At 37.5% G+C, this 25,774-nt stretch carries 30 protein-coding genes and 1 tRNA gene; 16 read left to right on the top strand and 15 right to left on the bottom strand.

What is annotated here, in order from left to right; genetic code table 11:
* Nucleotides 1-126: 126 nt before the first annotated feature.
* The 6 genes from B154_RS0115940 to B154_RS0115910 all read left to right on the top strand — a co-directional run bounded on the left by B154_RS0115940 (nucleotide 127) and on the right by B154_RS0115910 (nucleotide 6,552).
* Nucleotides 127-987, top strand: coding sequence for a helix-turn-helix domain-containing protein (locus tag B154_RS0115940; protein ID WP_018615254.1), 861 nt, complete (start codon nucleotides 127-129; stop codon nucleotides 985-987).
* Between the two features lie 117 nt (nucleotides 988-1,104).
* Complete coding sequence (locus B154_RS28770; RefSeq protein ID WP_018615253.1) at nucleotides 1,105-1,878, top strand: alpha/beta fold hydrolase; 774 nt, start codon at nucleotides 1,105-1,107, stop codon at nucleotides 1,876-1,878.
* An 890-nt stretch (nucleotides 1,879-2,768) separates the two neighbouring features.
* Nucleotides 2,769-4,244: a tannase/feruloyl esterase family alpha/beta hydrolase gene (locus tag B154_RS0115925; RefSeq protein WP_018615251.1), complete on the top strand. Its 1,476-nt coding sequence runs from the start codon at nucleotides 2,769-2,771 to the stop codon at nucleotides 4,242-4,244.
* A gap of 601 nt (nucleotides 4,245-4,845) precedes the next feature.
* On the top strand, nucleotides 4,846-5,238 hold the full coding sequence (locus tag B154_RS0115920; protein WP_018615250.1) for a hypothetical protein: 393 nt from the start codon (nucleotides 4,846-4,848) through the stop codon (nucleotides 5,236-5,238).
* Nucleotides 5,239-5,361: 123 nt separating this feature from the next.
* Nucleotides 5,362-6,219 (top strand): hypothetical protein, encoded by an 858-nt coding sequence (locus tag B154_RS0115915; RefSeq protein ID WP_018615249.1) that lies wholly within the window; start codon nucleotides 5,362-5,364, stop codon nucleotides 6,217-6,219.
* 123 nt (nucleotides 6,220-6,342) lie between these two features.
* Nucleotides 6,343-6,552 carry a hypothetical protein gene (locus B154_RS0115910; protein ID WP_018615248.1) on the top strand — a complete coding sequence of 70 codons (210 nt, stop codon included), beginning with the start codon at nucleotides 6,343-6,345 and terminating at the stop codon, nucleotides 6,550-6,552.
* A gap of 458 nt (nucleotides 6,553-7,010) precedes the next feature.
* Here the strand turns inward: B154_RS0115910 and B154_RS30800 are convergent, their stop codons facing one another.
* The 10 genes from B154_RS30800 to mnmE all read right to left on the bottom strand — a co-directional run bounded on the left by B154_RS30800 (nucleotide 7,011) and on the right by mnmE (nucleotide 14,867).
* Nucleotides 7,011-7,475, bottom strand: a complete 465-nt coding sequence (locus tag B154_RS30800) for a hypothetical protein (protein ID WP_157580810.1) — start codon at nucleotides 7,473-7,475, stop codon at nucleotides 7,011-7,013.
* Between the two features lie 580 nt (nucleotides 7,476-8,055).
* Nucleotides 8,056-8,247, bottom strand: a complete 192-nt coding sequence (locus B154_RS31885; protein ID WP_018615246.1) for a hypothetical protein — start codon at nucleotides 8,245-8,247, stop codon at nucleotides 8,056-8,058.
* Between the two features lie 107 nt (nucleotides 8,248-8,354).
* The gene (locus B154_RS30210; RefSeq protein WP_018615245.1) at nucleotides 8,355-9,272 is read right to left on the bottom strand and encodes an IS110 family RNA-guided transposase; all 918 of its coding nucleotides are present in this window, start codon (nucleotides 9,270-9,272) and stop codon (nucleotides 8,355-8,357) included.
* Nucleotides 9,273-9,401: 129 nt separating this feature from the next.
* Nucleotides 9,402-9,746: a helix-turn-helix domain-containing protein gene (locus B154_RS0115895; RefSeq protein ID WP_018615244.1), complete on the bottom strand. Its 345-nt coding sequence runs from the start codon at nucleotides 9,744-9,746 to the stop codon at nucleotides 9,402-9,404.
* A gap of 120 nt (nucleotides 9,747-9,866) precedes the next feature.
* Nucleotides 9,867-10,784 (bottom strand): hypothetical protein, encoded by a 918-nt coding sequence (locus tag B154_RS0115890; RefSeq protein ID WP_018615243.1) that lies wholly within the window; start codon nucleotides 10,782-10,784, stop codon nucleotides 9,867-9,869.
* Nucleotides 10,785-10,806: 22 nt separating this feature from the next.
* Nucleotides 10,807-11,370, bottom strand: coding sequence for an ORF6N domain-containing protein (locus tag B154_RS0115885; protein ID WP_018615242.1), 564 nt, complete (start codon nucleotides 11,368-11,370; stop codon nucleotides 10,807-10,809).
* 9 nt (nucleotides 11,371-11,379) lie between these two features.
* Entirely contained in the window at nucleotides 11,380-12,522 is a 1,143-nt protein-coding gene (locus tag B154_RS0115880) for a tyrosine-type recombinase/integrase (protein ID WP_018615241.1), read from the bottom strand.
* A gap of 21 nt (nucleotides 12,523-12,543) precedes the next feature.
* On the bottom strand, nucleotides 12,544-12,897 hold the full coding sequence (locus tag B154_RS0115875) for a helix-turn-helix domain-containing protein (protein WP_018615240.1): 354 nt from the start codon (nucleotides 12,895-12,897) through the stop codon (nucleotides 12,544-12,546).
* The gene (locus B154_RS0115870) at nucleotides 12,894-13,259 is read right to left on the bottom strand and encodes a hypothetical protein (protein WP_018615239.1); all 366 of its coding nucleotides are present in this window, start codon (nucleotides 13,257-13,259) and stop codon (nucleotides 12,894-12,896) included. The genes B154_RS0115875 and B154_RS0115870 overlap by 4 nt, the downstream gene beginning before the upstream one ends.
* Before the next feature lie 225 nt (nucleotides 13,260-13,484).
* On the bottom strand, nucleotides 13,485-14,867 hold the full coding sequence (gene mnmE, locus B154_RS0115865; RefSeq protein WP_018615238.1) for a tRNA uridine-5-carboxymethylaminomethyl(34) synthesis GTPase MnmE: 1,383 nt from the start codon (nucleotides 14,865-14,867) through the stop codon (nucleotides 13,485-13,487).
* 229 nt (nucleotides 14,868-15,096) lie between these two features.
* On the opposite strand from mnmE, the gene B154_RS0115860 reads away from it, so the two are divergent.
* Nucleotides 15,097-15,441: a HesB/IscA family protein gene (locus B154_RS0115860; protein ID WP_018615237.1), complete on the top strand. Its 345-nt coding sequence runs from the start codon at nucleotides 15,097-15,099 to the stop codon at nucleotides 15,439-15,441.
* Nucleotides 15,442-15,502: 61 nt separating this feature from the next.
* Here the strand turns inward: B154_RS0115860 and B154_RS0115855 are convergent, their stop codons facing one another.
* Genes B154_RS0115855 through B154_RS0115845 form a run of 3 tightly spaced genes read right to left on the bottom strand, consistent with a single transcriptional unit; the run spans nucleotide 15,503 to nucleotide 18,251 of the window.
* A complete protein-coding gene (locus B154_RS0115855) occupies nucleotides 15,503-16,444 on the bottom strand; it encodes a glycosyltransferase family 2 protein (RefSeq protein WP_018615236.1) in 942 nt (313 codons plus the stop codon).
* Between the two features lie 11 nt (nucleotides 16,445-16,455).
* Entirely contained in the window at nucleotides 16,456-16,974 is a 519-nt protein-coding gene (locus B154_RS0115850; protein ID WP_018615235.1) for a DUF4199 domain-containing protein, read from the bottom strand.
* Nucleotides 16,975-16,985: 11 nt separating this feature from the next.
* Nucleotides 16,986-18,251, bottom strand: coding sequence for a dihydroorotase (locus B154_RS0115845; protein WP_018615234.1), 1,266 nt, complete (start codon nucleotides 18,249-18,251; stop codon nucleotides 16,986-16,988).
* Nucleotides 18,252-18,619: 368 nt separating this feature from the next.
* Between B154_RS0115845 and B154_RS0115840 the strand changes: the two genes are divergently transcribed.
* From B154_RS0115840 to B154_RS0115800, 9 genes are all read left to right on the top strand, one after another.
* Nucleotides 18,620-19,063 carry a hypothetical protein gene (locus B154_RS0115840; protein ID WP_018615233.1) on the top strand — a complete coding sequence of 148 codons (444 nt, stop codon included), beginning with the start codon at nucleotides 18,620-18,622 and terminating at the stop codon, nucleotides 19,061-19,063.
* A gap of 185 nt (nucleotides 19,064-19,248) precedes the next feature.
* Nucleotides 19,249-19,322 (top strand) — tRNA-Pro (locus tag B154_RS0115835).
* A 299-nt stretch (nucleotides 19,323-19,621) separates the two neighbouring features.
* A complete protein-coding gene (locus B154_RS0115830; protein WP_018615232.1) occupies nucleotides 19,622-20,917 on the top strand; it encodes a site-specific integrase in 1,296 nt (431 codons plus the stop codon).
* A gap of 212 nt (nucleotides 20,918-21,129) precedes the next feature.
* A complete protein-coding gene (locus B154_RS0115825) occupies nucleotides 21,130-21,456 on the top strand; it encodes a helix-turn-helix domain-containing protein (RefSeq protein ID WP_018615231.1) in 327 nt (108 codons plus the stop codon).
* A gap of 168 nt (nucleotides 21,457-21,624) precedes the next feature.
* Nucleotides 21,625-21,864, top strand: a complete 240-nt coding sequence (locus tag B154_RS33425; RefSeq protein WP_026260234.1) for a hypothetical protein — start codon at nucleotides 21,625-21,627, stop codon at nucleotides 21,862-21,864.
* 177 nt (nucleotides 21,865-22,041) lie between these two features.
* Nucleotides 22,042-22,341, top strand: a complete 300-nt coding sequence (locus B154_RS33420) for a toprim domain-containing protein (protein WP_026260233.1) — start codon at nucleotides 22,042-22,044, stop codon at nucleotides 22,339-22,341.
* A gap of 354 nt (nucleotides 22,342-22,695) precedes the next feature.
* Nucleotides 22,696-23,085 (top strand): plasmid mobilization protein, encoded by a 390-nt coding sequence (locus tag B154_RS0115810; RefSeq protein ID WP_018615230.1) that lies wholly within the window; start codon nucleotides 22,696-22,698, stop codon nucleotides 23,083-23,085.
* A complete protein-coding gene (locus tag B154_RS0115805; protein WP_018615229.1) occupies nucleotides 23,073-24,347 on the top strand; it encodes a relaxase/mobilization nuclease domain-containing protein in 1,275 nt (424 codons plus the stop codon). The genes B154_RS0115810 and B154_RS0115805 overlap by 13 nt, the downstream gene beginning before the upstream one ends.
* Before the next feature lie 227 nt (nucleotides 24,348-24,574).
* Nucleotides 24,575-24,814: a hypothetical protein gene (locus B154_RS0115800; protein ID WP_018615228.1), complete on the top strand. Its 240-nt coding sequence runs from the start codon at nucleotides 24,575-24,577 to the stop codon at nucleotides 24,812-24,814.
* Nucleotides 24,815-24,845: 31 nt separating this feature from the next.
* On the opposite strand, the gene B154_RS33930 is transcribed toward B154_RS0115800, so the two are convergent.
* Both B154_RS33930 and B154_RS0115790 read right to left on the bottom strand, forming a co-directional pair.
* Nucleotides 24,846-25,037 carry a type II toxin-antitoxin system RelE/ParE family toxin gene (locus B154_RS33930; RefSeq protein WP_211217506.1) on the bottom strand — a complete coding sequence of 64 codons (192 nt, stop codon included), beginning with the start codon at nucleotides 25,035-25,037 and terminating at the stop codon, nucleotides 24,846-24,848.
* Nucleotides 25,038-25,136: 99 nt separating this feature from the next.
* The gene (locus tag B154_RS0115790; RefSeq protein WP_018615227.1) at nucleotides 25,137-25,388 is read right to left on the bottom strand and encodes a type II toxin-antitoxin system ParD family antitoxin; all 252 of its coding nucleotides are present in this window, start codon (nucleotides 25,386-25,388) and stop codon (nucleotides 25,137-25,139) included.
* Nucleotides 25,389-25,774 lie beyond the last annotated feature (386 nt).

Below are 25,774 nucleotides of genomic sequence, written 5' to 3'. Positions count from 1 at the left end.
AATGAGGAGATTGATTACGCAGTAGCTTCTTAGGTTGGGGTTGCGGCGACAAGAGCGTTGGCGGTCATGTTAGATAAATTTCGGGAGGGTTGTTTCTGCAACCTTGCCAAACTTAAAATCTGATAAATGATTCTAAAAGATTTTTTACCTAACCCTGCATTAAGGGAGTTTATACAATGTTACCGGATCTGTCATTTTGAATTTGATAAAACAACCGAAATTCCACTAAAAGCTTACCCACCAAAACCGGAAGAATGTATTTATTTTATTTTAAAAGGTAGTATAGAGATTGAATTTATAAACTGCGGTAGAAAAAATCTTGATTTACCTATTGTATTATTTGGACAACAAACTTTCATTAACAAGCGCTATTTTTTTCCAGGGGTTTTCTTAAATTTTCAAATCGTTTTTCAACCTACGGCTTTATTCCAGCTAACCGGCATTCCTTCTTTTGAATTGACTAATCAATATTTTGATTCAGAAAATGTTTTCCCAAAAAATATCGGGTTTATTCACGAACAATTACAACATGCCAAAAGTTACAGTGAGATGCTTTTGATAGCTGATAGGTTTGTAGGCACCTTAGTTAGCAATGTGAGAAAAGATGTTCATCTGTTAGATTCAATAACTAAGTTGATGATGCAACGGAATGGTAACATTTCTCTTGACTGGTTAGCGAAAGAATCCTGCCTTTGCACAAAACAGTTTAAAAGGAAATTTAACGAAAGAGTTGGCGTTAATCCTAAAACATACGCAAGAATCATACGGTTTACTAAAGCCTATAATACAAAGAACGCCTATCCAGGTTGGGATTGGTTGAGAATAGCCATTGAATGTGACTATTTTGATTACCAGCACCTGGTAAAAGATTATAAAGATTTTACGGGATTAACTCCAAATGAATTTCATTTACTTGAAAAAAAATCACCCGAAAACAAACTTGGGCTTACTGATGAACTTTATCGCAGTCGCATGAGGTTAACGTAACTTTTATTGTAAAAAGTCCTTTTTTTACCACTTCTTAGCACCGAATGCTTCTCAATTTTGGCAATACAATTTATTGCTATCTAACGTATTTTCCTTTCGATAATAATATTCTTATTTATGGCAACCAATACTTTTTCGCACTCATCAAAAAAAACATACATTTTAGTGCATGGCGCTGCTCATGGTGCATGGTGTTGGAAAAAATTAGTTCCACTTTTAGAAGCTAAAGGATATGAAGTGATAGCCCTTGATTTACCAAGCCGTGGAGGTGACACGACACAACTTGAAAATATTACGCTTGGCGATGATGCGAAAAAAGTAGCAGATGTAGCAAATGCTACAGAAGGAAAAGTAGCTTTGGTAGGACATTCAAGCGGAGGCGTTGTTATTTCACAGTCAGCCGAACTTTTAGGTCCGGAAAAGATTGACAAGTTAATATACCTGGATGCTTTCTTGCCTCAAAATGGCGAGTCCGTATTTTCTTTGGCAGGAAAAATACGAGAAAGCTATAAGGTATTATCCGACTCAAAATCTGATGGTCCCGAGCCTGAGTTGCTTATTTTTTCAGAAGACAAAAAATCCGGCAAATGGAATACAGAACATGTTGAACAATTTTTTTATCATGATTGTTTACCGGAAGACATATCATTCGCTAAAGCTCATCTTTCATGGCAATCTGTCTCAACTATTGCCACTCCGGTACATGTAACGGACAATCGTTATGGCATTATCAAAAAGTATTACATACTTTGTACCCAAGCGAAAGATTTAGATAAAAGCAGTATCGTATCCAATGTTCGTTGTGAAAAAGTTTACAGACTTTCCAGTAGCCATTCGCCATTTTTTTCAATGCCGGAAAAATTGGTAGATATATTAGTCGAGATTTACTAATTGCTATTATTTCTGGTTTTCGTTGGAGAAACACGAACCGCCAATCGAGAAGGACGGCCTCACCGTTGGTAAGTAGCAGGGAGGGGCCCTCATAAAATTGGGTAAAAAACCTCTCTCTTTACCCCGGTGGCAGCTATTAACAACCTATATTTTTATTATAGATCATAAAGTATGTAAGCTGGTGTGGTATGGCAGATTAAAGTCTCTTTATCAGGTGGAAGAAATGTTTAAGAGGGCTCGGCTTCGTAATGGACTTGAACGAAGCGTTTTAATACCGACCATACTTAGACGTCTTGAATGCCCACCAGACGGTATCGGCTTTGGAGCCGCTGAGCACTGTTCGCAAAAAGCACAGAAAAAACCACGGGCTACCGGGTTAACATGACAATTAGCCTCCTTATTAAGAGTATGGAGTAAATTATGTTGGATTGGCAGTAAGACGTGTACAGGCTTCGTCAATTACCTTAATTATCAGTCCAAGACTACTCACGTCAATGTTTTTGTACGAAAGTAATATCTCAACTCGTCAGCGGAAGCCCTACATAAATGGCAAAGCTCTGTAAAAAACCGATGAAACAGTGTAACCACCGCTCGTAACCCATGAAATGAGGCCCCAGCAGGACAAAAGAATATTTGGAATCAGAATGCTTTGAAAGTAGAAATATTAAAAGTATATTTCATCACGGTTTGCATAATTACGACTCAATATTCAAATCCAGTATGATAATAATCAAACCGATGAAAATTGCTTAATTTGAAAACCGGGCTTTTTAAGTGTCGCATACCATGTTAGGCAGATATCAACCGTTGCAAAGGTCTTCGGCTACTGTACACTGGCAGTTTACTACTTGACGACACAACAATCTTAGATCACCAAAAGAAATCTTCGTATGAGAAATGCCAGTAACTTTTTTGCGCTCATGTTTTTTATCAGCGCTGCTTCAGCACAAAACGTAAAATTTTGTAAGCCGTGCGAGGAGCTAAAGAACCTCCAGCTTCCGGACGTGACTATTTTGCTTGCTGAAGTTAAAGCTTCGGACACGATCAAAACGCCGAATGAACCGTGGAATCCAACTGTCATAATAAAGAAACCTTTCTGTCGTGTGCTGGGCAGGATAAGCAAGGAAATAAATTTTGAGCTCTTGTTACCAAAGGAAAGTAACGGTCGGTTCCTCATGTCAGGAGGAGGTGGTTTTGTGGGTAGCATCCAAAACTCATTCCGGGACAAGGTGAACGAGGGCTTTGTAACCGCAGGCACTGATGCAGGACACGAAGGAGGCGAGGACGCAAAATGGGCTTACAATAACATGGAACGTCAATTGAATTTCGGAAGGCTTGCCATACACCGTACCGCTGTGGTATCGAAACTGGTCATGCAACAGTTTTATTGTGTTGCACCAGCTAGATCATACTTTGTCGGTTGTTCCCGGGGCGGCGGACAAGCTATGGTTGAGGCTCAATCTTACCCAGAAGATTTCGATGGGGTCGTTGCCGGGGCTCCAGCATTCGATTGGCCTGCTTTTGCAGCAAAATTTCTGGAAGACACTAAAAACAATTATCCAAATCCAAATGACCTGAAGCCGCTAATTACAAATGATAACCTCAAACTTTTGCAAAACGAGGTGCTAAAGCAATGTGACCAACTCGACGGCTCTGCAGACAGTATTATTAACGACCCTCGCAAATGCAAGTTCAATTTTTCAAAATTGCCAGTATGCCCCGCTGGGCAAGCAGGAAGGGGATGTTTTACGGACCAACAACTGGCTGCGATTAAGGCGGTTTACAATCCTTTGGTCGTAGAGGGAAAAGAAATTTATCCCGGCTTCCCATTTGGCTCGGAAGCTGAAATGGGCTCGTGGGATACGTGGATTACGGGAACAGGTTCGGAAATACCAAATGGTCCGAGTTTACATTATATGTTTTCAACTAATGTTTTCAAATATCTGGTCTTCAATGATTCCACATGGGATTATTCGAAGTATGACTTCAAGAATTTTGCTTCGCAGACGGCATATGCTTCATCTTATTTAGATGCCACTAATACTGACTATAGTGCGTTCAAAAAACGCAATGGGAAGATTATCTTCTTCCACGGGTGGAATGATCCAGCTCTGTCCGCATATGCAACCATCAAACATTATGAAGGAATATTGAAAGGCGACAAGGACGCAGGGTCGTATGCAAGACTGTTTCTCCTACCGGGAGTCTTGCATTGCGGAGGCGGTCGGGGATGTGACAACGTTGATTGGGTTACTCTGATTGTTGACTGGGTGGAAAAGTCAAAGATGCCGGATCAGATAGTTGCTTCAAAAACGGTTCAGGGGAAAATAATCACGAAGAATATTGTCCACTATCAGAAGCAGTAGTGGCACATGAATCAGTCTTGCCCGCTGTGCTTTGGCGTAAACAAAACACGGCAAAGCTCTGCCCGTTCGCGATAATTATTTTGCGACAATTAAATTTTAGAAATGCCTGACAACAAAAGCAATTAGAACTTCGTTGTGGACAGCGATTTATATTGTTTGCGCTTATTTTTTTGTGACTTTTGTGACCCCTTATTTTCGAAAGTAGGACGAAACACTTGAACCGAGAAGAATTGCTGAAATAGGATGGCTCATTGTTCACCTTAGCTTTGGCTTTTTTGCTTTGTTTCCTGCTCCACTTCAGTTCTGGCCGATAATACGGGCAAAATATCGTTATTATCATCAGACAGCAGGAAAGATTTATATAATCGGAAGTATGGTTTCCTCGCTAGGATAATCGGACTGATGGAATATTGGCTAAATTTAAGGCGCAGCAGTATATTATTGATGTGCGAAATATATTATTAGAAACGAATCGAGCAAAAACAATAAAATGAATTTCGAAATTGTTCTTTGGCATTTTTATGAGTGATTAGCATATGCATCGTTGCATGTAGAAAACGTTCAGTCAGGGAAAATGCGAGCTTGCAAATTTCTGTGACAGATGAAACGCAAAGACCCATTTCTGGTGCAATTGTACGTCTATATACGACCGATTTCTATCAAGGAGTTAATCAGGTATCCAACCACAAATTATTTCCTTGTTCCCGGTTTTGTTACATATGGATCTGCTCGTTTGGAAGAAAACGGGGTGCTAAAAATTATCAACCGCTCAGCAGATGCCTTTGTTATTTCATCTTCATCATTCCTTTTGGATTTACCTGCAAGAGATACAATTATAACTTATCCTCGTATAGGTCAGGTGCATTCTTTTTATGTTGAAATCGTCTTTTATAGTGATACATTAGAATTTGCCATACTAAAATATTTCAGTAGTACTAATCCGCTGGCCCCTTATGTAAAAGATATGGATATTTCAAATCTCATTTCTACTTAACCCATTAAATAATTTTAATGGACTGCACATGCAGCTATTCACTTGGCAATACTTTCTTTACAGGACTCAAATAGAAAGAATGTACATATCTTAAATCTTTAAACCTAAAACAAAACACCCTTAATGAGAGTCAAAGACATGACCATGAGAAAAAAAGTTTTCTTCAGCGTAGCTGCGCTGTGTATCGTAGTCCTTATTGGGTCCTGGGTCTTCGGCAAGTCCGACGCAGAACTCGCCGCTGAGAAAAAGGCTGCAGCTGTCGATCCGAGGCCAGCAGACCAATTGGTATTCTTGAAAACGATTCACCAGTTCCAGAAAGATTACGCCGCAGCTAGTGGCAATGAAATCGTGAAGGAAGAAATCAGGACGAAGGCACTTGCTTATCTTAACGAGAAGAGGTCGATGGACAACTGGCTCGGGTCGGTAAAAGAGATCAACGCCCATTACGATAAGCCTTTCGTAGTCGTCACGATGTTTCCCTACAATGCCATGCCGCCGGAGCTACAGAACCAGAACTATGGCAACAAGATCACGGTAGAGGTAGACAACGTACCCGAGGACCAGGCCAGAACGTTGAAACCGGGCGATGTCTTTAGGTTCTCAGGGACGATCTACAACGAAAAGTCGATAACCGACGAAGGTGCCATTGAAGAACCAGAATTTGTTGCCGAGCTCAGAGGAACTGAGACCGACCACGAACAGAACATTGCCGGCTACTCCAGCGTCGGCAAGGCTCTGGACGACGCCATTAACAATCCTGAAAAATTTGCTAAGCAAGCCGATGCTCAGGTCCAAGATTGGCAGCGAAGAGTTGACTCGATTGAATGGCAGCGAAGAGTTGACTCGATGAAGAATGCTTCTGGCTCGGACGATTCTGTTACCGTCATACAAGATGTATTTGACCCAGAACACCCGACTATAATTAAAACGAGCGACGGTAGAGAAATCGAGACCGAGGTGACGTCAGAAGATAAACCGTAATAAATTATATTAAGCGCAAAAACAAGGCACAGTAAGCCTCGAAGGGGGCTCTTGTCGTTTTAAGCCTTTGCGGAAATAAGTTTCCCAGTTTCGAGAAAACAAGTAAATGGGCTATTGTGGCTAATGGATGAAACTTACTTAAATTTTGCATTTAATACTCTTTTTGAAAATTACGGAAGAAGTGTTAGCGATACTGAAATGGCTGACATTGCCAATCATAACGGCATTGACTATCCTATTGAACATCATCGCATACTGCTTCATTTATACCGAGACGAGTATTCCAATTCGGAGACCACAGAACCCTTACTAGTTTTTAAAAAAGTTTTATAGTATTTCGTCTAAGGGTACAAGTTTTATTTATAACCTACCCAGGAATTTAAGGGAAAGGCTTATTTTTACCATTTAAAACAAATTAAGGATGAGGAAATCAGGAAAATAGAGAAAGAAGAATTGGAGTTGAGACAATTACAGTCTATTATTGATACAAATAATAGTGTCACGGCAAGTATAAATTTTCATATTTTATATTCTTACCGATTTTATAACCTAGTAGAACTGTTTTTTCCTGTAAATATCTTTTCGACTACTTTCCCATTTACGAGTATTATCGCAGTTTTAATTGCTGGGTTTGTGATTGCAATTATATTAAACAAGATTTTTGCAAAAGTTATTTTGTTAGTTAGCGTCAAAAAGCTTCAAACATTTATGCTACACCAAATTTCAATCACCCTCTTTTAAATCTAATTTAGGAATTCCTTATGAGACCACCTTTCGTTAGTGAAAAGAACCTATAAATCTATTTGTATATCGTAAGTTTTCCCATCTTCTCCTTCAATTTCAACATGACCATCTTCATCAAGCTCAGCAGGAGTTATGTGATCCTCATCTAGGTAACCATCATTAGGGAAATGTATAACTGTTACTTCGTTGTCTTCTATATCTACGTCTAAAGTATAGGTATTAGAATAGCCTGTTTTTGGATTAGTATACTCGACAGTGGCTGAGTAAGTATCCTCCTTCAATTTACCTTTCTTTATTGCTAAATTGTCACTACTATTATCTATATCATCTTCCACCAACTCTTCATCTTCAACCTCTTCATCCTCAAAATCCTCTGAAGAACCGTGTTTATAACTATTAGATGAATGACTCGAAGGATCGTCGTAAATAATGGGACCGTTTGTTTGCGTATTAGTATTATGTTCCTTTGCCTTATCATTTTTACACGCGATAAATATTATTACGAGCAACAAAGGTGTAAAATTTATATGTGTTGTTTTTTAGTTTGGTGACTAAAGCTACAGAATAAATAAAAGTAAATGTAGTCATTCAGAGTTTAGTAAGTGTCACTTTCGATAGTTTTCTCAGCTTAACCATGCATTTGGCTGTTGCAGGTGATATCTTAAGCTTTCCCATTATGATATATACTTAACAAAAGTTGTTGGATTTGATATGCATATACACTCGCCATAGCTAATTGTAACAGTTATAATTTATGGAGACCTTTTTGTAGCAAATACCGGTACCAATACGCACATATTCCATGACTAAAATTTTTATTTGCTGAAAAAATGGAAGATTTTTTTTCTTTTCTTCCGAAAATTCTTAATAGGTTATGCAAATACTTTTTCTTCACCAGCCCACCTCAGTTATGGTTGATGTTAAGCAAAAGGGTAAGGGTTGTAGTTTGACTAATAAAGCATCATAAGTGCGCCTGCTAAAGATTAAAAATTTTCTTCCCCGTACTATAGCTGTACAATGTTAAGTGCTTATAAGCAGGCAAAATCAATTTCACTGACGGGATTGCTTCACCAATAAGAATCGGCCTTGTACTTATGATGCCAGTTGTACTTCATACCCTAATTGTTTCAATTTTTTAATATAGTGCCTGGTCGCTTTTTCTTGTTTGTCTTTAGTTAAGTAAGGTTCGCCAAGGTCTTTATAAACGACTTTATATTTTAAAATATGCCAACAGGCAATTAGTATTTTATGCGCAATAGCAACCTGAGCTTTTTTAGTTCCCATNCGCGAACAGAGTTGATAAAACTTGGAGCGGAGATAAGAGTTTTTTACCAATACCGAAGACCACGCACATTCTATCAATAATGCTTTTAAAAAAGAGTTACCATGAGTTATGCGAGAGCTTTTTTTTTACCCGCACTTTCGTTGTTTCCCGGGCACAGACCGGCCCAGGAAGAAAGGTGTTGGCTTGTAGGAAAAACACTCATGTCTACTCCTATTTCAGCAATGATGGTTTTTGCAGCTTTATCCTTTACTCCCGGAATGCTTTGCAATAAATCATATTCTGTTTTAAACGGCTCTATCATTAGGTCCGTCTGTTGCTCGAGGCTATTAATTTCTGTAGTTATAAAGTCATAATAACGAAGATGACTTTGAAGCAGGAACTGATGATGATTGGAAAAGCAACCGGTAAGTGCTGCTTTAGCCTGGCCGATTTTAGAAACTAATTTTTTGTTCTTTGATAGATATTGGCTTAACACTTCAGGGTCAGTTACTCCTTGTGCAAGTGAGCGAAGTATGCGCATTCCGGTTGCACCAAAGATGTCAGAAAGCACCGAGGTAATCTTGATATTAGCTTCCTGCAAGAGTTTATGCATGCGGTTCTTTTGGTCAGTTAACTGATGCTGCAGTTTTTTCTGATAGCGCATCATATCTCTAAGTTCACGAATGCGCGAAGGTGGAATGAAGCTGGCTTCTAAAAGGCCGGCTCTAAGAAGTTGGCAGATCCATTCACAATCTTTAACGTCCGTTTTTCTGCCCGGAACATTTTTGATATGCCTGGCATTGGCAAGTATGATAGTGAATGCTTCACCTAAAACATTGAGCACAGGTTTCCAATAGACACCCGTGCTTTCTAAGGCAACATGAGTAATGTCTTGTTGCTGTAGCCATGCCTTTAAAGACAAAAGTTCAACTGTAGTAGCACCAAAAGTCTTGATTTGTCGCTCAACCCCTTGACGCATAATACAGGCTGTAACAGAGGCCTGATGCACATCAAGGCCACAAGCTTTGATAACATCGTTTCTCATAATAATAAACTTTTAAATAAAATTAAAATGAATATAAACAGCCTCCCGATTTTCATCCAGTTAAGTGAGCTCCGCTCATGGATATTTCACTGAAGGTTTACAGTACTCTTCACTTCAAAAATTCAGAAGCTACGGTTGATAGCCTTTTCTTCGTAAGCCTACATATTGCTCCGCTTCCTGTCTTATTTCCGCCATCGTCTTTTTGCGGCCTGCTTTTATCCAGTCTGCTAATTCTGACTTATAGAAATACAGTCGCTTACCCTGTTTATTTACAGGGATCTCTTTTCTGCTTACTTTACCATAAAGAGTGGGAACGGATAGATTGAGAAACTTTGCAGCCTCAGATATAGTCAGCAGTTCATCAGCGTGCTGTGGCTGGCTTGTTCCTTGCCGTAATAACTGCTCTATTGCGTCTAGTTTTTCACACAGCCCGCTTACTGCGTTGGGTAATTGCTCAAATGTTAGTGGTTCCATGACAGCATATTTTTGTTTTATGCCGCAATGATAATGTTCTGTTTAGTAGGGTTACAAGGGGGAAAACATCTTCTCCCCATCAAAACCCTACTATCATTTATGATTTTTATTGTTTTTTAACTAAACTGTCAGGTAATATTTGCCTTCGATTCTTTTTACCTCCAACAAAGGAGACTGACAGGGCTTAGTATTGGACGATACAATGTCCTGCAAATATTTTTCGGTGTACTGTTTTTGCACTCCCTTGTCGTTATACTGGAAGTTCTTTTGTATCCAACTTTCCAACTCTGTTTTGTTGCAGCCAACGATTATTTTGGAAAGATATAGTTGTTTGAAAGCATCAGCAAGCTGATTGCCAGAACCATTAAATGAAAGAGGTACCTCCACATCTTTGCTTGTTGATAGAAGTTGCAAAAGCGGTTCGTGGTCTTTTTCCGGGAAATAATTTTTAATAATCTCAAAAAACTCTGCTACCATTTCCTTTCTAAACACTGGCCTTAACTTAAGCTCCCTATTTTGCTTGACATAATTTTTCTTTTCTTCTTCTTTAGGTAAATCTATTGCCTTTAACACTGCTGCTTCAAATTGTTCCAGGATATCTTCCCTTGCAGTTATAGTATCTTCAAGGTCATTAACTAAGTTATTGTTTGCAACGGCATGATCCTGGTAAGTAGAATGGGGGGCAATGAAAATTTCATGGAGGCGTAACCTCCAAAAAAAATCAGTAGAATATGTATCTAAAGGTGAAACATATGAATTATTATAATTTTCCCAAAATCTTCGGAAGTTATCTTTAATATCTCCTAATCTCCGCATTTGAAAAACAATCTGTTCGCGCTGCAGCATTAGTATATCTGTTAAAGCAAGTTCCCTTAATTCTTTCATCTCATTAGCGAAGGAAGAACTTAAAAAGGGGTTTTCATGACTAATGTCATAGATTTTTTCAGGCTTTATGTCGCTATATCCTACACCGTTTCTCTGATTGATTTTTATATCAATTGTTTGTAGTTTTATGATAAATTGCTTAAAGTGCTGCATAAAAAGGTATACGTCTGAGTGGTTACTTTCTAAATCCTATCCTGTCTCTTTCATCCCATTTTCTCTGAGCTGCTTTTTCGTCCAACAAATTTTCCATTGCATCATAGATTTGATTTAATTGTACATCATGTTCACCTAATCGTTCTATTATATTTTTGAATTGTTCTTTCAAATCATTCTGCTGCAATAAAACCTTTCTCACTTCGACAAATGCCCTCATTATTGCAATATTCATACTTATTGCTTTATCAGAATTAAGGATGCCACTTAGCATTGCAACTCCCTGTTCAGTGAAGGCATAAGGAGTGACATTTGTATTGCGTTTGCTTTGAGATGCGGTCACAATTTGTGACCTCATAGAATTGGCACTTTTAGATGCGGTAACAGTTTGTGACCGGATAGCTTGCCATTCAGCCAGGGTTAGGCGAAACATAAAATCTTCTGGAAATCTTTTTATGTTCCGTTTTACAGCCTGGTTTAAAGCTTTTGTTTCCACTTCATAAAGCTGCGCAAGGTCAAAGTCGAGCATTACTCTTTCACCTCTAATTTCGTAAATTCTGTTTTGTATGCTTTTTATTATTTGCATTCTAAATGCTTAAAGGTCTAAATGAATTTTATCAGCTGCTTCCCTTTTAGTCTGATCAATAATTTTGGCATAAACCTGCGTAGTTTTTAAATCCCGATGACCTAACATTTTCGACACAGTATAAATATCGGTACCCTTGCTAAGTTGAAGTGTTGCAAACGTGTGCCGGAAACTGTGAAAAGTTATTTTTTTAGTAATACCGGCATCAGTAAGCCATTTAAATAGATGACGATTTGTCCCTGCTGAATAAACAAGCCCAGCAAAGACGCGCTCAGTTGGTTTTTTACGTTCTCCTAATAAACCAAAAGCCTGCTCCGAAATGGGCATGGCTTCCACGCCTTCTGACTTTTCCTGTCTAAAATGAATAAAGTATCCCTGCCCTTTAATAAATTCAAGTTCGCTCCACACCATTTTCTCAATATCAGAAAAACGCAAACCGGTGATGGCCGAAAACAAAGCTGCTTTTTTCAGTATTGGTAAAGTGCATTCCGTTTTGGCAAGTTGGTTCACTTCCTCCATTGTTAAAAACTTTCGTTGCGTTTCAGCCGCCTTCAAAGGGTTCACTTTTGCGTTAAGATCACTTTGTAAATAACCGTCTCTGTATGCTTGCCTTAGGGCTGCCTTAAATTTATTGAAATAGGAAAAAGATGAGTTTTTTGATAGCGGTGTTTTGCCACCTCGCATATTGGGAGCTGATAAAAGATAATCTTTGAAATTCTCACAAAAGCTTTCATTAAGATCAGCAAACTTTAAGTTACCCTTCGTAAATCTTTTCAAGTATTTTAAGGCAGATACCCAATTGTCATAGTTTGACGTTTTCTTCTTGTTGGCCAATTTTTCGAAAAACTCCACAAAAGACTGATTACTCTTTTCTTTTAGTTTGAGTTGCTCTCTCTCGAAGTCTGTATAAATTTCGGGCTTATTTAGTTGGTTGTCTCTTTTTTGTCTTATTTGTTCGGCCAGGCTTTGAGTTTCTTTGTTATGCTGCTTATCAACCAGAGTTTTAGGCGTATCAAACAAATAAAGCCCTAAAAATTCCCTTCTGGTTAATTGACCGGAATCAGTATTGATAATGGCAGGATAAAAGTCCAAGTATAAACTAAGCCTTTTACCTGAAATTGGCTTTCTTCTTAATTTCACCTTTATTGCCATGTTATTTATGCCTTAAAAAGGTTATTCAAATAATTTGTCTATTTCAGATCGCTTAACAAGCGTTTTCTTCTGAAGAATATTTGTCGCCTTTAATTTGCCCCCATTAATAAGCTTGTATACATTTTGCCTGGAACAGCCAATAAGTTTGGACACTTGCCTTACCGTTAAAAACTCTTTTTCTTTTAAATCCTCTAAAGTCTTATTTTTAATAGTCTCCGTCTCGATATTACTTGCCGCAATTTTTGCAACCATTACCCTAACCTTATAGGCCCGTTTTGCGCAATTGTCACTGCAAAACTTTGTAACGGTAGTTCTGGCAGTAAACTCTTTGCCGCATTGTTGGCAAATCCGTTGTAATTCAATTTTCGAACTCATAAGTTTAATTTGTCCAGTAGTTGTTGTTCCATATTTCGTACTTGCTGCAATAATTGAATCAAAATCTCTTCGTTTTTGTTCTTTTCTTTAGCCAAATCAACGGAGTTAGAAACAGCGTCGGTATATTCCCCTTTTTCTAATAGTTGCTGTCTATTTATCAGAATTTCACTTGCTTGAAGCCACGCTTTTTTATTGTGTCTTTTTTGTTCAAGAGTTCTAGGCTGATCATAAATATAGAGGTTCAAAAACTCTCTTCTACTTTTCTTACCTGTTTTAGGATTGAAGATAGCAGGGTAAATATCTAAGTAAAGGCTTTTTCGATCCCCGGTAATGGCTTTTGCTCTTAGTGTAACTTTTATCATATCAAAGAGTAATAAAAAGTTTAAAAGTGTTCAAAAGTGTAAACTTTGTCAACCGATGTTGTCATCAAAAAATTGTTGCTACCTCCATGGTACAAATAGGGTCCAAACTGACACTAAAAATACAAATAATAATCATACAAAAAAATATAATAAGATAAAAAAAGCGCTGTAAAACAGCGCTTTATATTTTTGATTTTATTTAAATATCTACCGAAATTTATCGATTTACTTCCCGATACAAAACTTACTAAAAATATAATCTAATTGATCTTCATTAGTGATCTCTCCTGTTATTTCTCCCAGGTAATGAAGGCAGCGTCTAATATCGAGCGATAGCAGATCTCCGGAAATATTCATATCCATTCCCTCGCGAATGTCTGATAACGATTGATGTACTAACCGTAGGGCTTCGTAATGTCGGGCATTTGATACAATCGTACTTTCTGCTTTCAGATTTCCGCCAATTACTTCATCCACCAGCCGTTGCTTTAAGACTTCTACATTTTTTTTGTTTCCTGCAGAAATGTATAAAACATTGATGTTCGAGAACTTTTCTGCAAGTATTTCATCTGTACTTAAGTCTATTTTATTTCCTACCAATAAATAATGAATCCTTTTTTCATTTAGTTCGTGTATAATGATTTGCAATTCTTCACCAGATATTTCATTTACATCAAATAAGTAAATTACCACATCAGCCTGGCTCATTTTTTCAAGGCTTTTTTCAATTCCAATATTTTCTATAATATCATGTGTATGCTGCCTGATTCCTGCCGTGTCTATCAACCGGAACAATATCCCGTCAATATTTAGTATTTCTTCAATTGTGTCACGTGTTGTGCCTGCAATTTCACTTACTATCGCCCTGTTTTCATTTAAGAGCGCATTTAATAAGGTAGACTTTCCTGAGTTTGGTTTCCCTATTATGGCTACCTGTACACCGTGTTTAATTACATTGCCTAATGTAAAAGACGATAATAAATCAGCCGTTGTTTTCTGTGCTTCATCTATTATGTTGTGCAGCCGTTTTCTATCAGCAAATTCTACATCTTCCTGGCTAAAATCGAGTTCTAGCTCAATCAAAGCAGAGAAGCTTAGCAACTGGTCGCGCAACGTTTTTAATATAGATGAAAATCCACCTCTTATATTTTGCAATGCATGTTTGCGGCTTGCCTCGGTGTTACTTGATATTAAATCGGCCACTGCCTCGGCCTGCGTTAAATCGAGTTTTGCATTTAGAAATGCCCGTTGCGTAAACTCGCCAGGCTTTGCTAACCTTGCGCCTTCAGCAGTTATTGCACCTATTATTTTTTCTAAAACATACGGCGACCCGTGAGAAGATATCTCCACCACATTTTCGCCGGTATAAGATGATGGGGCTTTAAATAAAGAAACAACCACCTGGTCTATGGACGTTCCTTTTTGCTGCAACATGCCAACATGTAAAGTATGCGATGGCTTTGCGGAAAGGTCTTTAGATGGAAAAAGATTATTTACTATGTTTATTGCGTCTTTCCCACTTACTCTTACCACACCTATAGCGCCAATGCCCTGCGGCGTGGCAAGCGCTACAATGGTGTCATCCCATCCTGATAATTTTCCTAACATTTTTATTAAAACATTAATATTTTTTAAATTCCTGTCAATACTACAGTTGCAAAGATGAATAACTTTTAAAACAATCCGGTTTTGTATACGAACTGTTTTACTTCCGTATCTATAAATAATTTTAATTCATCTTAGTAGTGTAACGTATAGCACGATTATGATGTGTTGAAAACCGGCAAGCGCAGACAGAAAATTTGTTTTTACTATTTTTGCACCAAAAATAAAAATAATGAATATAGCAATAGAAGCGCCCGTAACATTAACAGCAGGAGCTGTTGCTGAGTTAAAAAGAATAATAGATGAGCCGGGATTTGATAATAGTCAATTTTTGCGGGTAGGCGTAAAAGGAGGCGGATGTAGTGGAATGACGTATCTTTTAGGCTTCGATCAAAAACAGGAAGGCGATGAGTTTTTTGAAATAGCAGGCATTAAATGTATAATGACAAGAGCTCACGAAATATACCTTTTAGGAATGGAAATAGATTTTCAGGATGGATTAAACAGCCGGGGATTTACATTTAGTAACCCTAATGCGAGTAAAACCTGCGGTTGCGGAACTTCATTTGCCGTTTAATACAACGAAACTTACCTGTAAAAATAAACTTCAGAAATATAGAATTTGCGTGTAAAGATTTTTAAACAATTCCTACTTTTTTCTCAATAAGATAATTATTTCTTTCAGAAGAGTTTCGGGAGATTAGCTCTCCAATAAAACCGGCTAAAAATAATTGCATCCCTATAATCATAGATGTAAGTGCAATGTAAAATGAGGGGCGATTTGTGAGTGCGAAATCAAACGTTACAAATTTTGCGATTATCAGGTAAATAACCATGCATAACCCTATCAAAAAACAAAGGGTTCCATACAGTCCAAAGAAATGCATAGGGCTTTTTCCAAATTTGCTAACGAAAGTAATGGTTGCAAGATCAAGAAAACCATTAATAAAACGCTCCCATCCAAATTTTGTCGTTCCATATTTTCTTGGGCTATGCTCTACCACTTTTTCCCCGATTTTTTTAAATCCTGCCCACTTTGCAATTACAGGTATATAACGATGCATTTCGCCATATACTTCAATGCTTTTTACCACCTTTTTTTTGTAGGATTTTAAGCCGCAGTTGAAGTCGTGCAAATAAATACCGCTGGCTTTTCTTGTTACACCGTTAAAAAACTTCGTAGGTATTGTTTTAGAAAGGGGATCAAATCTTTTCTTCTTCCATCCACTTACAAGATCATATCCATCTTCTATAATCATTCGCCTGAGTTCAGGTATTTCTTCCGGAGAATCCTGTAAATCTGCATCCATCGTAATTACAACATCTCCTTTCGATGCTTTAAAACCTTCATTTAGCGCAGCTGATTTTCCATAATTTCTTTGAAATTTTATTCCCTTTATATGAGGATTGGCAGAAATGAGTTTTTCAATTATATACCAGCTATCATCTGTACTTCCATCATCTATTAATATAATTTCATACGAAAGGTTGTTTTCATTTACAACTCTTTCTATCCAGTCGCAAAGTTCTGTAAGCGACTCTTCTTCATTTAATAGGGGAACTACGATAGATACATCCATTCTTGATAAAATTAACCTTGTTGTACAAAAGGCCCTTGTTGTGGATTTTTTTTAGATACAGCGGCACCAATGACCGATCCGATTACTCCCATTATTAAAAAAGACAATAAAAGACCGCCTGCTGTCAAAGGAATAAAAAATTTCCTGGTAAAAGCTAACGCCTGGTCAATCTGGTCATCTGACATATTTTTCCCTTCCATTCCGGCACGTGCTTCCTGTAAGGCTAAATCGATTGTTTCAGGGCTTATAAACTTTATAGATATAATAGCATAAACGACCATAATTGCAGTAACTGCAGCGGCCGTTTTAAAAGCATGGGTAAAAAGACTGCCAAAGGTGACGTTTCCATTCATTTGCTTAGAAAAAGAAACCGCACTCCAGATGATGCCGGCCATAAGTATAATAAATTGTATTGAGCTAAAACCGCGGTTCTTACTAAGATTCAAAAATTGAATAATTAAAGAAAAAACAATCAAAATCAGCGATATAATTACTCCTTTTACAGCCGAAGATGTTATTTTCTTATCCATAAATAAACTTTTTAATCATTCAAATATACTCTGTCTTTATTGATTATGCCAATCACCTTTCCCTTTAGCTGCTTATTGATAAAAGGACTATTCTTTGACTTGCTTTTTATACTTGCTGAGTCGTATACGAATTCTCCTTCTTTTGTGAACAAGGTTATATCTGCCACTTCATTTTCTTTGATAACAAACTGGTTAAGACCAAATATGTTACGTGCATTGTTTCCTAAAAGATCAGTTATACTACCTGCAGAAATATGCGGAAATATATTGTTAATGACACCAAACACCGTTTCTAAACCAATCATGCCTGCGGCGGCATATTCAAACTCACACGTTTTATTGTCCCAGTCCTGCGGTAAATGGTGCGACGCTATACAATCAATAGTTCCATCTTCGACTCCACGTCTCAACGCCAACATGTCTTCCCTACTTCGCAGTGGAGGATCAGTTTTAAAGTTTGTATCATAGGTAGCCAAATCTTCATCGCAAAAAGCAAGGTGATGTGGCGTAACACTGCAAGTAATACTGACACCATTTGCTTTAGCCTCTATTACAACCTGTAAACTTTTGGCAGTTGATATGCCCGTAATATGCAGTTTGCTACCGGTATATTTTGCCAGTTCTATATCGCGTGCTACCATTAACTCTTCAGCAATTGCGGGTATGCCTGGCAATCCTAACCGGGTACTTGTAATGCCTTCGTTCATTAGGCCGAATTTCGAAATAGACTTATCAACGGGAACCTGAATAAGTACCGCGTTTATTGCTTTTACATACTGAAATGCCTTTAGCAATAACCCAGGCGTTTGTACTGGTTGTAATCCGTCAGAAAAAGCAATTGCACCACTGTTGTACATATCATACATTTCAGACAATTCTTTGCCTTCAATGTTTTTTGTGATAGCTCCAATTGGCACAACATTTACGGCAAGTGACTTTGATTTCTGTACAATGTATTCAACCGCTGTTTTATTACTTGCTACGGGTTGTGTATTAGGTAAAACAAAGACATGAGTAAATCCGCCTGAAGCAGCAGCTTTTGCTCCTGTTTCAAGGGTCTCTTTGTATTCAAACCCCGGATCGTTAAAATGGGAAAAAATATCAATCCATCCATTTGATACCATTAAACCACTTGCTTCAATAACTTTATGATCAGCATTAACAATAGAATTCTCTATTTTTTCAATAATACCATCAGTTACTAAAATATCCTTTATTAATCCGTTATAAGGAGAAGATGGGTCAAGTATAGTTGCTTGCTTTAATAAAAGCTTCATGTAGTGAAAAGAAAATTTAGCGCAAGATAGCCGTTTTTTACAAAATCAATTTACATTTGCCTCCCGCTAAACAAATATGGTTAGCAAATAGATCCGGATGTGGCGCAGTCCGGTAGCGTACACGTCTGGGGGGCAAGATGAAGAATAAATATTTTCTGTTAATAAACTTATTGAATAATAAAGGGTTACATTACTGTAACTCTTGTGTATTTTTACAAACTGCACTGGGGCTGGCTGGATTTTGAATCGTTATGTACAAAACTGCATGTAGCGCGTGCATTCTTTAGTATCTAGCTGGTGCTTCTTTGAAGGAACTAACTCTGTATAAGACTATATTGTTATTTTGTAGCCTTATTAAAACTAACCTATTGAAGAAAGTTCCCGTCATTATTCAGCTATCAGCATTCGTCTTTCTAATATCAATTGGATTGTATGTAATACTCGATGCCTTCTTTAGACCAGATCGAGATACAACAAGCCTAACTAATTACGGCTTTGCAATTTTTATTGGTCTTGCAAGTGTATGCTTTGGATGGTCTCGTGCTATAAAAGGACCTCAATCAGATATAGATAAAATTATTAAAACCGGGGAAGAAGCTTTAAACGCAGGTTTAATCTTCTTAGCGGCGTCGGGGTTGAAATATTTATTCCTGAATTTCGAATTATTGACGACAATTAAAAGCATTCCTCTCCTTCATAATACAACTAAGTCTATAGTTAATATTACCTATATGGCATGTTTCGCCTTTGGTTATTCAGAAGGCTTAACTGTTGTTTTTAAAATATCATTAATAATACATCAAAGGAATTAAACTAACTAATAAAGACATGGCACCGGCCTAAATCGATTTCCCTTCATCCGATAATTAATACTGGTTTGATATGGGAAAATGACGCACCATGCATTGCTATATACACTGCAACCCCTTATATTTGCAGCACAAAGATGGTAATCTCAGGCAAATAAATTATTTCAACGACTTGATTACCAGTAGTGCGGGATGTGGCGCAGTCCGGTAGCGTACACGTCTGGGGGGCGTGGGGTCGCAAGTTCGAATCTTGTCATCCCGACAACAGCGGTTTCATTACAAATTAAAAAGCTCATAAAACATTGATTTTGTGGGCTTTTTGTTTTTTGGCTATATTAATTCTTATCAAATTTCTTCAAATCTCGCGTTACCAATTCGGTTACCAGAACGGTGTTTGTATGTTTGGTAACCGAATCCTTTGTTACTCCTTGTAATTCAAATAGTTATTTTAAAACATTTTAATTGTTTTTGATATGTTTTAGGGCTTTTTGAAGCTTTTCGAGGTTACAAATTGAGCCTAAATATCAAGAGCCATTGGTAAACAAAAAAAATTTGTAAGAAATGGAAACGAGATCAAACACTTTCAGTGTCATTTTTCATCTGAGAAAAGACAGGCTGCAGGATGAGCAACTTCCTATTTACGCCCGCATTACAATTATGCGCAAAAGAATAGAGATAGCTATGAAGCAAAAAATCAAACCTGACGATTGGAACGAGGCCAAGGGAATGGCGAAACCTAAAAAAGAAGAATTCAAAATACTGAACAATTACCTGGAGCAGATGCGCGCCTCCTATGTTGATTGCTATCGTGAAATGACCTTAAAGAAAAAAGTTATTACGACCGAGACTTTTAGAAAGGCTTATTACGGCGAAGATGACGAAGATATCACGCTGATTAAGTTAGTTACCTATCACAATCAGGATATGAAGGATAGCATCGCATGGGGCACACTCAAAAATTATTTTACTACGCAGAAATATTTGCAAAAATTTCTAAGGGACCGACTACGTAGATCGGATATTTCGTTAAAGGATGTGAATTACAAATTTGTGATGGACTTTGAATATTTTTTGAAATCCTTTAAGCCACTAGACCACCATAAACCTCTTTCAAACAACGGGGTAATGAAACATATGGAGCGCTTCCGTAAAATGATTAACGTTGCACTTAAAAACGAATGGATGGAGAAAGATCCTTTTCGTGCTTATAAAATCAAATTTACCAAATATGAAAGAGGTTATCTCACGGAAAAGGAACTTGAAAGAATTGAAGTGAAAAGCTTCAATATTGAAAGGTTGCAATTTGTAAGAGATCTTTTTATTTTCAGTTGTTACACTGGACTTGCGTATACCGATGCCATGAATCTCAACCCTACTAATTTACTAAGAGGGATTGACGGAGATCAGTGGATCATCACACATCGTCAAAAGACTGCAACATCTGTAAAAATCCCATTACTACCAAAGGCAAAAGACATCATAGAAAAGTATAAAAACAATCCAAAGAGTTTGGCTGAAGGAAGTCTCTTTCCTAAAATCTCTAACCAAAGATTGAACGGGTATTTGAAGGAGATGGCCGACCTGTGTGACATAGAAAAAAACCTGACTTTTCACCTTGCCAGGCACACCTTTGCCACAACTATAACCTTGTCTAATGGCGTACCAATTGAATCGGTGAGTAAGATGTTAGGACACACTAAAATCACAACTACTCAAGTCTATGCCAAGGTGATTGAAAGTAAGCTAAGTCATGACATGCAATTATTGAAGCAGAAGTTATCTAAAGGTTTGTTAGGGGTAACACAGCAAGATATGTCATATAACGATATAAAAAGGCAGGCAGACAATCTTACGTAACTAGTCAGAAATTCCAAAATTCTTAAAAAAAACTATTGAAGTAAAATAATTTTAAATATCCTTTTTGACGCCACAGTCCTGTTCAAAATATAGTCAGGATTGTTTGCTATTTAAAGCCTAACTATTTTCGGTCTTCTAATACCTATCGTTTGGAATTAAAACGATGCGAAGATTCAGAATTACCATTAAAATAAAACAGAAAAAAGTGCGCCATGGAAAGAATATTCAAGAAAGCAGACGAGGCTTTTCCTCAAAAAATCTTTGCTCACCAGTTGATAACTATCGAGGACTTGCAGCAGTTCAGAAAACAGCTATTAGACGAGCTCTTATCAGCCCTTAAGATGCAAAGCGTAGTTTTGCCTAAGAAGTGGCTAAAGTCACATGAAGTAAGGAGACTTCTTAAAATTTCTCCTGGCACTCTGCAGACCCTGAAGTCAACAGGCGTTATCCCTTATACCAAAATTGGCGGTATTCATTTTTACGATTATGACGATATCCAAAAATTGTTAGAGGGAGGGAAAAGGAATATCCAATTTTGATCATCTTATGTTTTAAAATTCGGGTGAATAACTTTTTTAGGTCAGGAACAATTACGGAGAAAGTCCAGGGCAGTAAGGCCGTTTATTTCCGTTGGTGCGCCACTTTTGCCTACGCTTACAAGTACTTTAGGCTCAAGAAAAGGATACAGTAAAGTACGTTTCTAGACTATGTCACACCTGCAAAAATTAAAAATTTCGACTATTGGTACTTATCTCCTTTACGTGAAGAAAAGGCCTTCTTTCAAGGTAAACAGCAAATTGAATTATTGGTATGATCACGGCATTGGCAAGGGAGGAAATGTGATCGATTTTGCCATCCTTTATCACAACTGCACAGTAGGTGAATTTCTGCAAGAACTAAAGACACTTTTTCTCTTCACCAGGCTGCTACGTCACCAGCAGAAGTGAGTGGAGAAAACACTGAAGGCAAAATAGAAATCTTAAGTGAAAAAACTCTTTCTTCCTACGCTCTTGAACGGTACTCAACTCACCCACGAATTCCAATTACAGTTGCAAAGGAATATTGCAAAGAAGTATGCTATAGTTTGAATGATAAAAAATATTTCGGCATAGGGTTTAAAAACGATGCCGGAGGTTTTGAACTACGCAAACCAATATTCTAAATTAAGTAGCACTCCAAAAGACATAAAAACATTTGACCTCGTAGCAAAAGAAGCTATTGTTTTTGAAGGTTTTTTCAACTTCCTTTCTTTCGTTTCAATTCAGAAAAACTTGGCACCTATCCATGCCAATTATGTCGTCTTAAACTCCCTGTCATTGTTTGAAAAAGCGCGCGGGTTTATGGAGAAACACGACCATATCAAACTGTATTTAGATCATGATAAAACAGGACAAAAATTCACCCAATATGCATTATCTCTTTGAAAAAAATACAAAGATGAAAGCCGATTGTATAAAAACTAAAAAGACTTAAATGATTGGATAATGAACATTGCAAAAGGTCAGAAGAAAAGGCTTAAAATATAGTCCTAATAACTTTTGCCTTCTAAACCCCTACCCTATTAGCGTTAGTAAGAAAATTGTCAATATCGCTCGGTTAAGAAAATAGGGCGGAATTATGAAAAAGAGAAAAAACACTGTAAGACTTGCAGATTGCCACCTTCCTGCAATCTGCAAGATGTCCGGTTGTTAAACAACCGAATCTTGCCACCCTTACTCCGAAGTCGTAGGTGGAGCAGTGAAACAAGAGCAGAGCTAGTAACATCTAAAATAAAAGCCATGAACAACAAAAATTCATCAAGAAGCAGAATTATAGGCGTTCGACTTACTACTAAAGAATATGAGCAAATTGTAAAGAAATGGAAAGGAAGTACTTGCCGAAAATTAAGTGACTATGTTAGGCGAAGCATTTTTAATAAGCCTATAGTCACCATCTATCGAAACAAATCTTTAGATGACTTAATGGCAGAGGCAATAAAGCTAAGAAACGAATTAAACAGCCTCGGAAACAACTTTAATCAGGCCGTAAAAAAACTGCATACGCTGCAACAAATCCCCGAATTCCGGCAATGGATTATAGCTTATGAACTGGACAAAGAAATTCTTTTAAACAAGGTGGATGAAATAAAAAATAACATTCAAAAAATAGCCGAAAAATGGTTGCAGTAATCAAAACAGGGCACTCTATTAACCGCATCTTAAACTACAATGAAAACAAGGTTAAAGAAGGCAAAGCAGAATTTATTTCAGCTGTAAATTATCCTATAGATTTCGAAAAAATTGCGTTTAATCAAAAGCTAAATCGTCTCCTAAAACAAGCTTCCCTAAATGAAAATGTAACCCGAAACAGTGTTCATATATCCCTCAATTTCGACCCTTTTGAAAAACTTTCTAAAGAGCAATTGAAAGAAATTTCGAATAGGTATATGGAAAAAATAGGCTTTGGAGAACAACCTTATCTAGTATACCAACATAATGATGCCGGACATCCTCATATTCATATTGTATCTCTAAAAGTACGTGCTGACGGCAGTCGAATAGATACTAATAATATTGGCCGTATCCAGTCGGAAAAAGCCCGCAAAGAAATCGAGAATGATTATAGGCTGGTGAAGGCCGAAGGTATGAAAGCGAAGCCTTACGAACTCAAGTCAGCATATGCTCAGAAAGTGCAGTACGGCCGATCTGAATCAAGACGAGCGATTGTAAATGTTCTCGATAACGTACTTAATACTTATAAGTACACTTCTCTTGCTGAATTAAATGCAGTACTTCAACAATATAATGTATTAGCAGACAGAGGTAGTGAAGGTTCAAGAGTATATAAAAATGAAGGTTTGCTTTACCGAATTCTCGATGAAAAGGGAAATCCTGTAGGAGTTCCAATTAAAGCAAGTTCTTTCTACAATAAGCCAACTTTAAAATATATTCAGGAAAGATTTAACCCTAATGAAGCAGCTCGACAGAATCACAAAGCAAGGGTTAAAAATGCAATTGATTTGGCATTATTAAAACAGCCGGAAAAGTCTTTGCTAACCTTTGAAAAAGCACTTCAAAAAGAAGGAATACACACTTTCATAAGACAAAATAAGGAAGGGGTTATTTATGGCGTGACCTATGTAGACCACAAAACAAAATGTGTATTTAACGGCAGTGACTTAGGCAAACAATACTCCGCAAAAGGCATCCAGGAAAGATGTGGCGAAAACGATCATTTAAATCAAAATAATGGTCAAAAACAGCAACTAACAGTACGTCATCGAGAGAACCGAAACAATTCTACCTACAAAGAACAAACTTCCATCAAAGACCTTCTTAAGACGAATGATTTCGGAAGGACAGCAGACGAATTACTGCGACCTATACAAGGAGGCTACTATGTCCCTTACCAACTGAAAAAGACTAAAAAGAAAAAGCGTAGAAATATATGAAATAACCAATAAATTTTAAAAAATGCGTAACAGTGAAAACGAACAGGGGTTAAGGAAAATACTTGATATGACGAGGCTAGTGAGCATGGCATTATAGGTTTGCCTTTCTAGTTATGAATATAAGGTTATTCCAAAAGCATAGCACATAACGTGCTCTTGCAAAAGGCCAATTAATATCTATTTATGTTCCTTCCCCTAAGCAGGAAGCCGATCGGCACCTTGTTCGCATGCGCAAAAAAATATGGCGGGACCTGGTATGCTGCAAAAACAGGGTAAAAAGCTTTCTTGATTATGTAGGTATTCCTATACCTGCTCAATATGATAACCGTAACTGGAGCCACAACTTTATAAACTGGTTACAGCAGTTGTCTTTAGACTATCCTGTTATGCGAATAACACCTAACTACCAGATAAGAGAAGTACAACTGCTAAGAAGAGAGTTGGATTGGTTCATGTTCTTCCGCTAGTATTACATAAACATGCATGTTGTGGGAAGTCCTATTCGTCAATTTGGTTTTTCAAGTCCATTCGCTGGTGTAAACTTCTCAGGATTTCAATGTCATTGGATAGGCCCATCCGATAAAACACGATGTGTTTGGCTAGGCGAAGTCCGAAAATGAATTTATCGATTTCATCATAGTTCTTGCCGATTTTGGGATTTTGAACAATCTCCTGAAAAGAGCTGGTCAAAAGGTCATAATATTTTCAGCCTGGCTTTCCGACGAAACTTCATAAGTGTACTCCTAAATCTTTGAAAAATCTTCTCCCGCCTTCTTAGTGAGAAAATACTTAGCCATTTTGCTTTTTACTGGCTTTTAAACTTTCAACATGCTTTTTGGGGTTGAAGTTTTTCACCACACCGCTATTTATTCCCTCTTGAATGGCACTTTTCAACGCGGCATTCTTGTTTTCTTCCTCTTCTAAAAGCCGTAGTCCGGCACGAAGTACTTCGCTTGCATTTTTATACCGGCCTTCTGCAACTCTGTTTTCAACAAAATCTTCAAAATAGTCCCCTAAGGAAACAGAAGTATTTTTTCCCATTGTCAACACGTTTTGAACAAGGTTACCAATTTTTGATAATTACTATAAAAGGGTTTTGAAAGCAGCAAGCAGGGGATTTTGCACAACGAGCAGGTATTTATGCAGGGATGGCATTGGCAGTCCCCCTGTTGATTAAAGATATTGTCGAAGGCTTAACGTCCACCCACAATTTTTATAAAGCCCTTATGCTATAAAAAAAGTGGCGTTTAGACAGCGAAGTAGATCAAATTTAACTTTGACTACAAGTAACAATCTTGGTTACAACTAAATCTAAACGCCATGAATAAAGTTACAGCAAACTTCGACGAACAAACAATTTTTGTGGGTCTTGATGTACACAAACGTAGCTGGAATGCTGCCCTGTTCTTAAACGATCAGTACTTGCG

Source organism: Segetibacter koreensis DSM 18137 (assembly GCF_000374045.1).
Classification (GTDB): domain Bacteria; phylum Bacteroidota; class Bacteroidia; order Chitinophagales; family Chitinophagaceae; genus Segetibacter; species Segetibacter koreensis.
Note: the sequence above shows the minus strand (reverse complement) of the source record. Positions and strands in the feature narration are given on the sequence as shown.

Bases quoted from the DNA above. Each gene is read 5' to 3' on its own strand.
- B154_RS0115890 (WP_018615243.1), bottom strand. From the start codon at position 10,784: ATGCAGCACTTTAAGCAATTTATCATAAAACTACAAACAATTGATATA.
- B154_RS0115875 (WP_018615240.1), bottom strand. From the start codon at position 12,897: ATGAGTTCGAAAATTGAATTACAACGGATTTGCCAACAATGCGGCAAA.
- B154_RS33420 (WP_026260233.1), top strand. From the start codon at position 22,042: ATGCCGGAGGTTTTGAACTACGCAAACCAATATTCTAAATTAAGTAGC.
- B154_RS0115895 (WP_018615244.1), bottom strand. From the start codon at position 9,746: ATGGAACCACTAACATTTGAGCAATTACCCAACGCAGTAAGCGGGCTG.
- B154_RS0115910 (WP_018615248.1), top strand. From the start codon at position 6,343: ATGGATGAAACTTACTTAAATTTTGCATTTAATACTCTTTTTGAAAAT.
- B154_RS0115830 (WP_018615232.1), top strand. From the start codon at position 19,622: ATGGAAACGAGATCAAACACTTTCAGTGTCATTTTTCATCTGAGAAAA.
- B154_RS0115915 (WP_018615249.1), top strand. From the start codon at position 5,362: ATGAGAGTCAAAGACATGACCATGAGAAAAAAAGTTTTCTTCAGCGTA.
- B154_RS33425 (WP_026260234.1), top strand. From the start codon at position 21,625: ATGTCACACCTGCAAAAATTAAAAATTTCGACTATTGGTACTTATCTC.
- B154_RS0115825 (WP_018615231.1), top strand. From the start codon at position 21,130: ATGGAAAGAATATTCAAGAAAGCAGACGAGGCTTTTCCTCAAAAAATC.
- B154_RS0115805 (WP_018615229.1), top strand. From the start codon at position 23,073: ATGGTTGCAGTAATCAAAACAGGGCACTCTATTAACCGCATCTTAAAC.
- B154_RS0115925 (WP_018615251.1), top strand. From the start codon at position 2,769: ATGAGAAATGCCAGTAACTTTTTTGCGCTCATGTTTTTTATCAGCGCT.
- B154_RS0115870 (WP_018615239.1), bottom strand. From the start codon at position 13,259: ATGATAAAAGTTACACTAAGAGCAAAAGCCATTACCGGGGATCGAAAA.
- B154_RS28770 (WP_018615253.1), top strand. From the start codon at position 1,105: ATGGCAACCAATACTTTTTCGCACTCATCAAAAAAAACATACATTTTA.
- B154_RS0115790 (WP_018615227.1), bottom strand. From the start codon at position 25,388: ATGGGAAAAAATACTTCTGTTTCCTTAGGGGACTATTTTGAAGATTTT.
- mnmE (WP_018615238.1), bottom strand. From the start codon at position 14,867: ATGTTAGGAAAATTATCAGGATGGGATGACACCATTGTAGCGCTTGCC.
- B154_RS0115845 (WP_018615234.1), bottom strand. From the start codon at position 18,251: ATGAAGCTTTTATTAAAGCAAGCAACTATACTTGACCCATCTTCTCCT.
- B154_RS0115920 (WP_018615250.1), top strand. From the start codon at position 4,846: ATGAAACGCAAAGACCCATTTCTGGTGCAATTGTACGTCTATATACGA.
- B154_RS31885 (WP_018615246.1), bottom strand. From the start codon at position 8,247: ATGGGAACTAAAAAAGCTCAGGTTGCTATTGCGCATAAAATACTAATT.
- B154_RS0115855 (WP_018615236.1), bottom strand. From the start codon at position 16,444: ATGGATGTATCTATCGTAGTTCCCCTATTAAATGAAGAAGAGTCGCTT.
- B154_RS0115850 (WP_018615235.1), bottom strand. From the start codon at position 16,974: ATGGATAAGAAAATAACATCTTCGGCTGTAAAAGGAGTAATTATATCG.
- B154_RS0115860 (WP_018615237.1), top strand. From the start codon at position 15,097: ATGAATATAGCAATAGAAGCGCCCGTAACATTAACAGCAGGAGCTGTT.
- B154_RS0115880 (WP_018615241.1), bottom strand. From the start codon at position 12,522: ATGGCAATAAAGGTGAAATTAAGAAGAAAGCCAATTTCAGGTAAAAGG.
- B154_RS0115885 (WP_018615242.1), bottom strand. From the start codon at position 11,370: ATGCAAATAATAAAAAGCATACAAAACAGAATTTACGAAATTAGAGGT.
- B154_RS0115810 (WP_018615230.1), top strand. From the start codon at position 22,696: ATGAACAACAAAAATTCATCAAGAAGCAGAATTATAGGCGTTCGACTT.
- B154_RS0115940 (WP_018615254.1), top strand. From the start codon at position 127: ATGATTCTAAAAGATTTTTTACCTAACCCTGCATTAAGGGAGTTTATA.
- B154_RS30210 (WP_018615245.1), bottom strand. From the start codon at position 9,272: ATGAGAAACGATGTTATCAAAGCTTGTGGCCTTGATGTGCATCAGGCC.
- B154_RS0115800 (WP_018615228.1), top strand. From the start codon at position 24,575: ATGCGCAAAAAAATATGGCGGGACCTGGTATGCTGCAAAAACAGGGTA.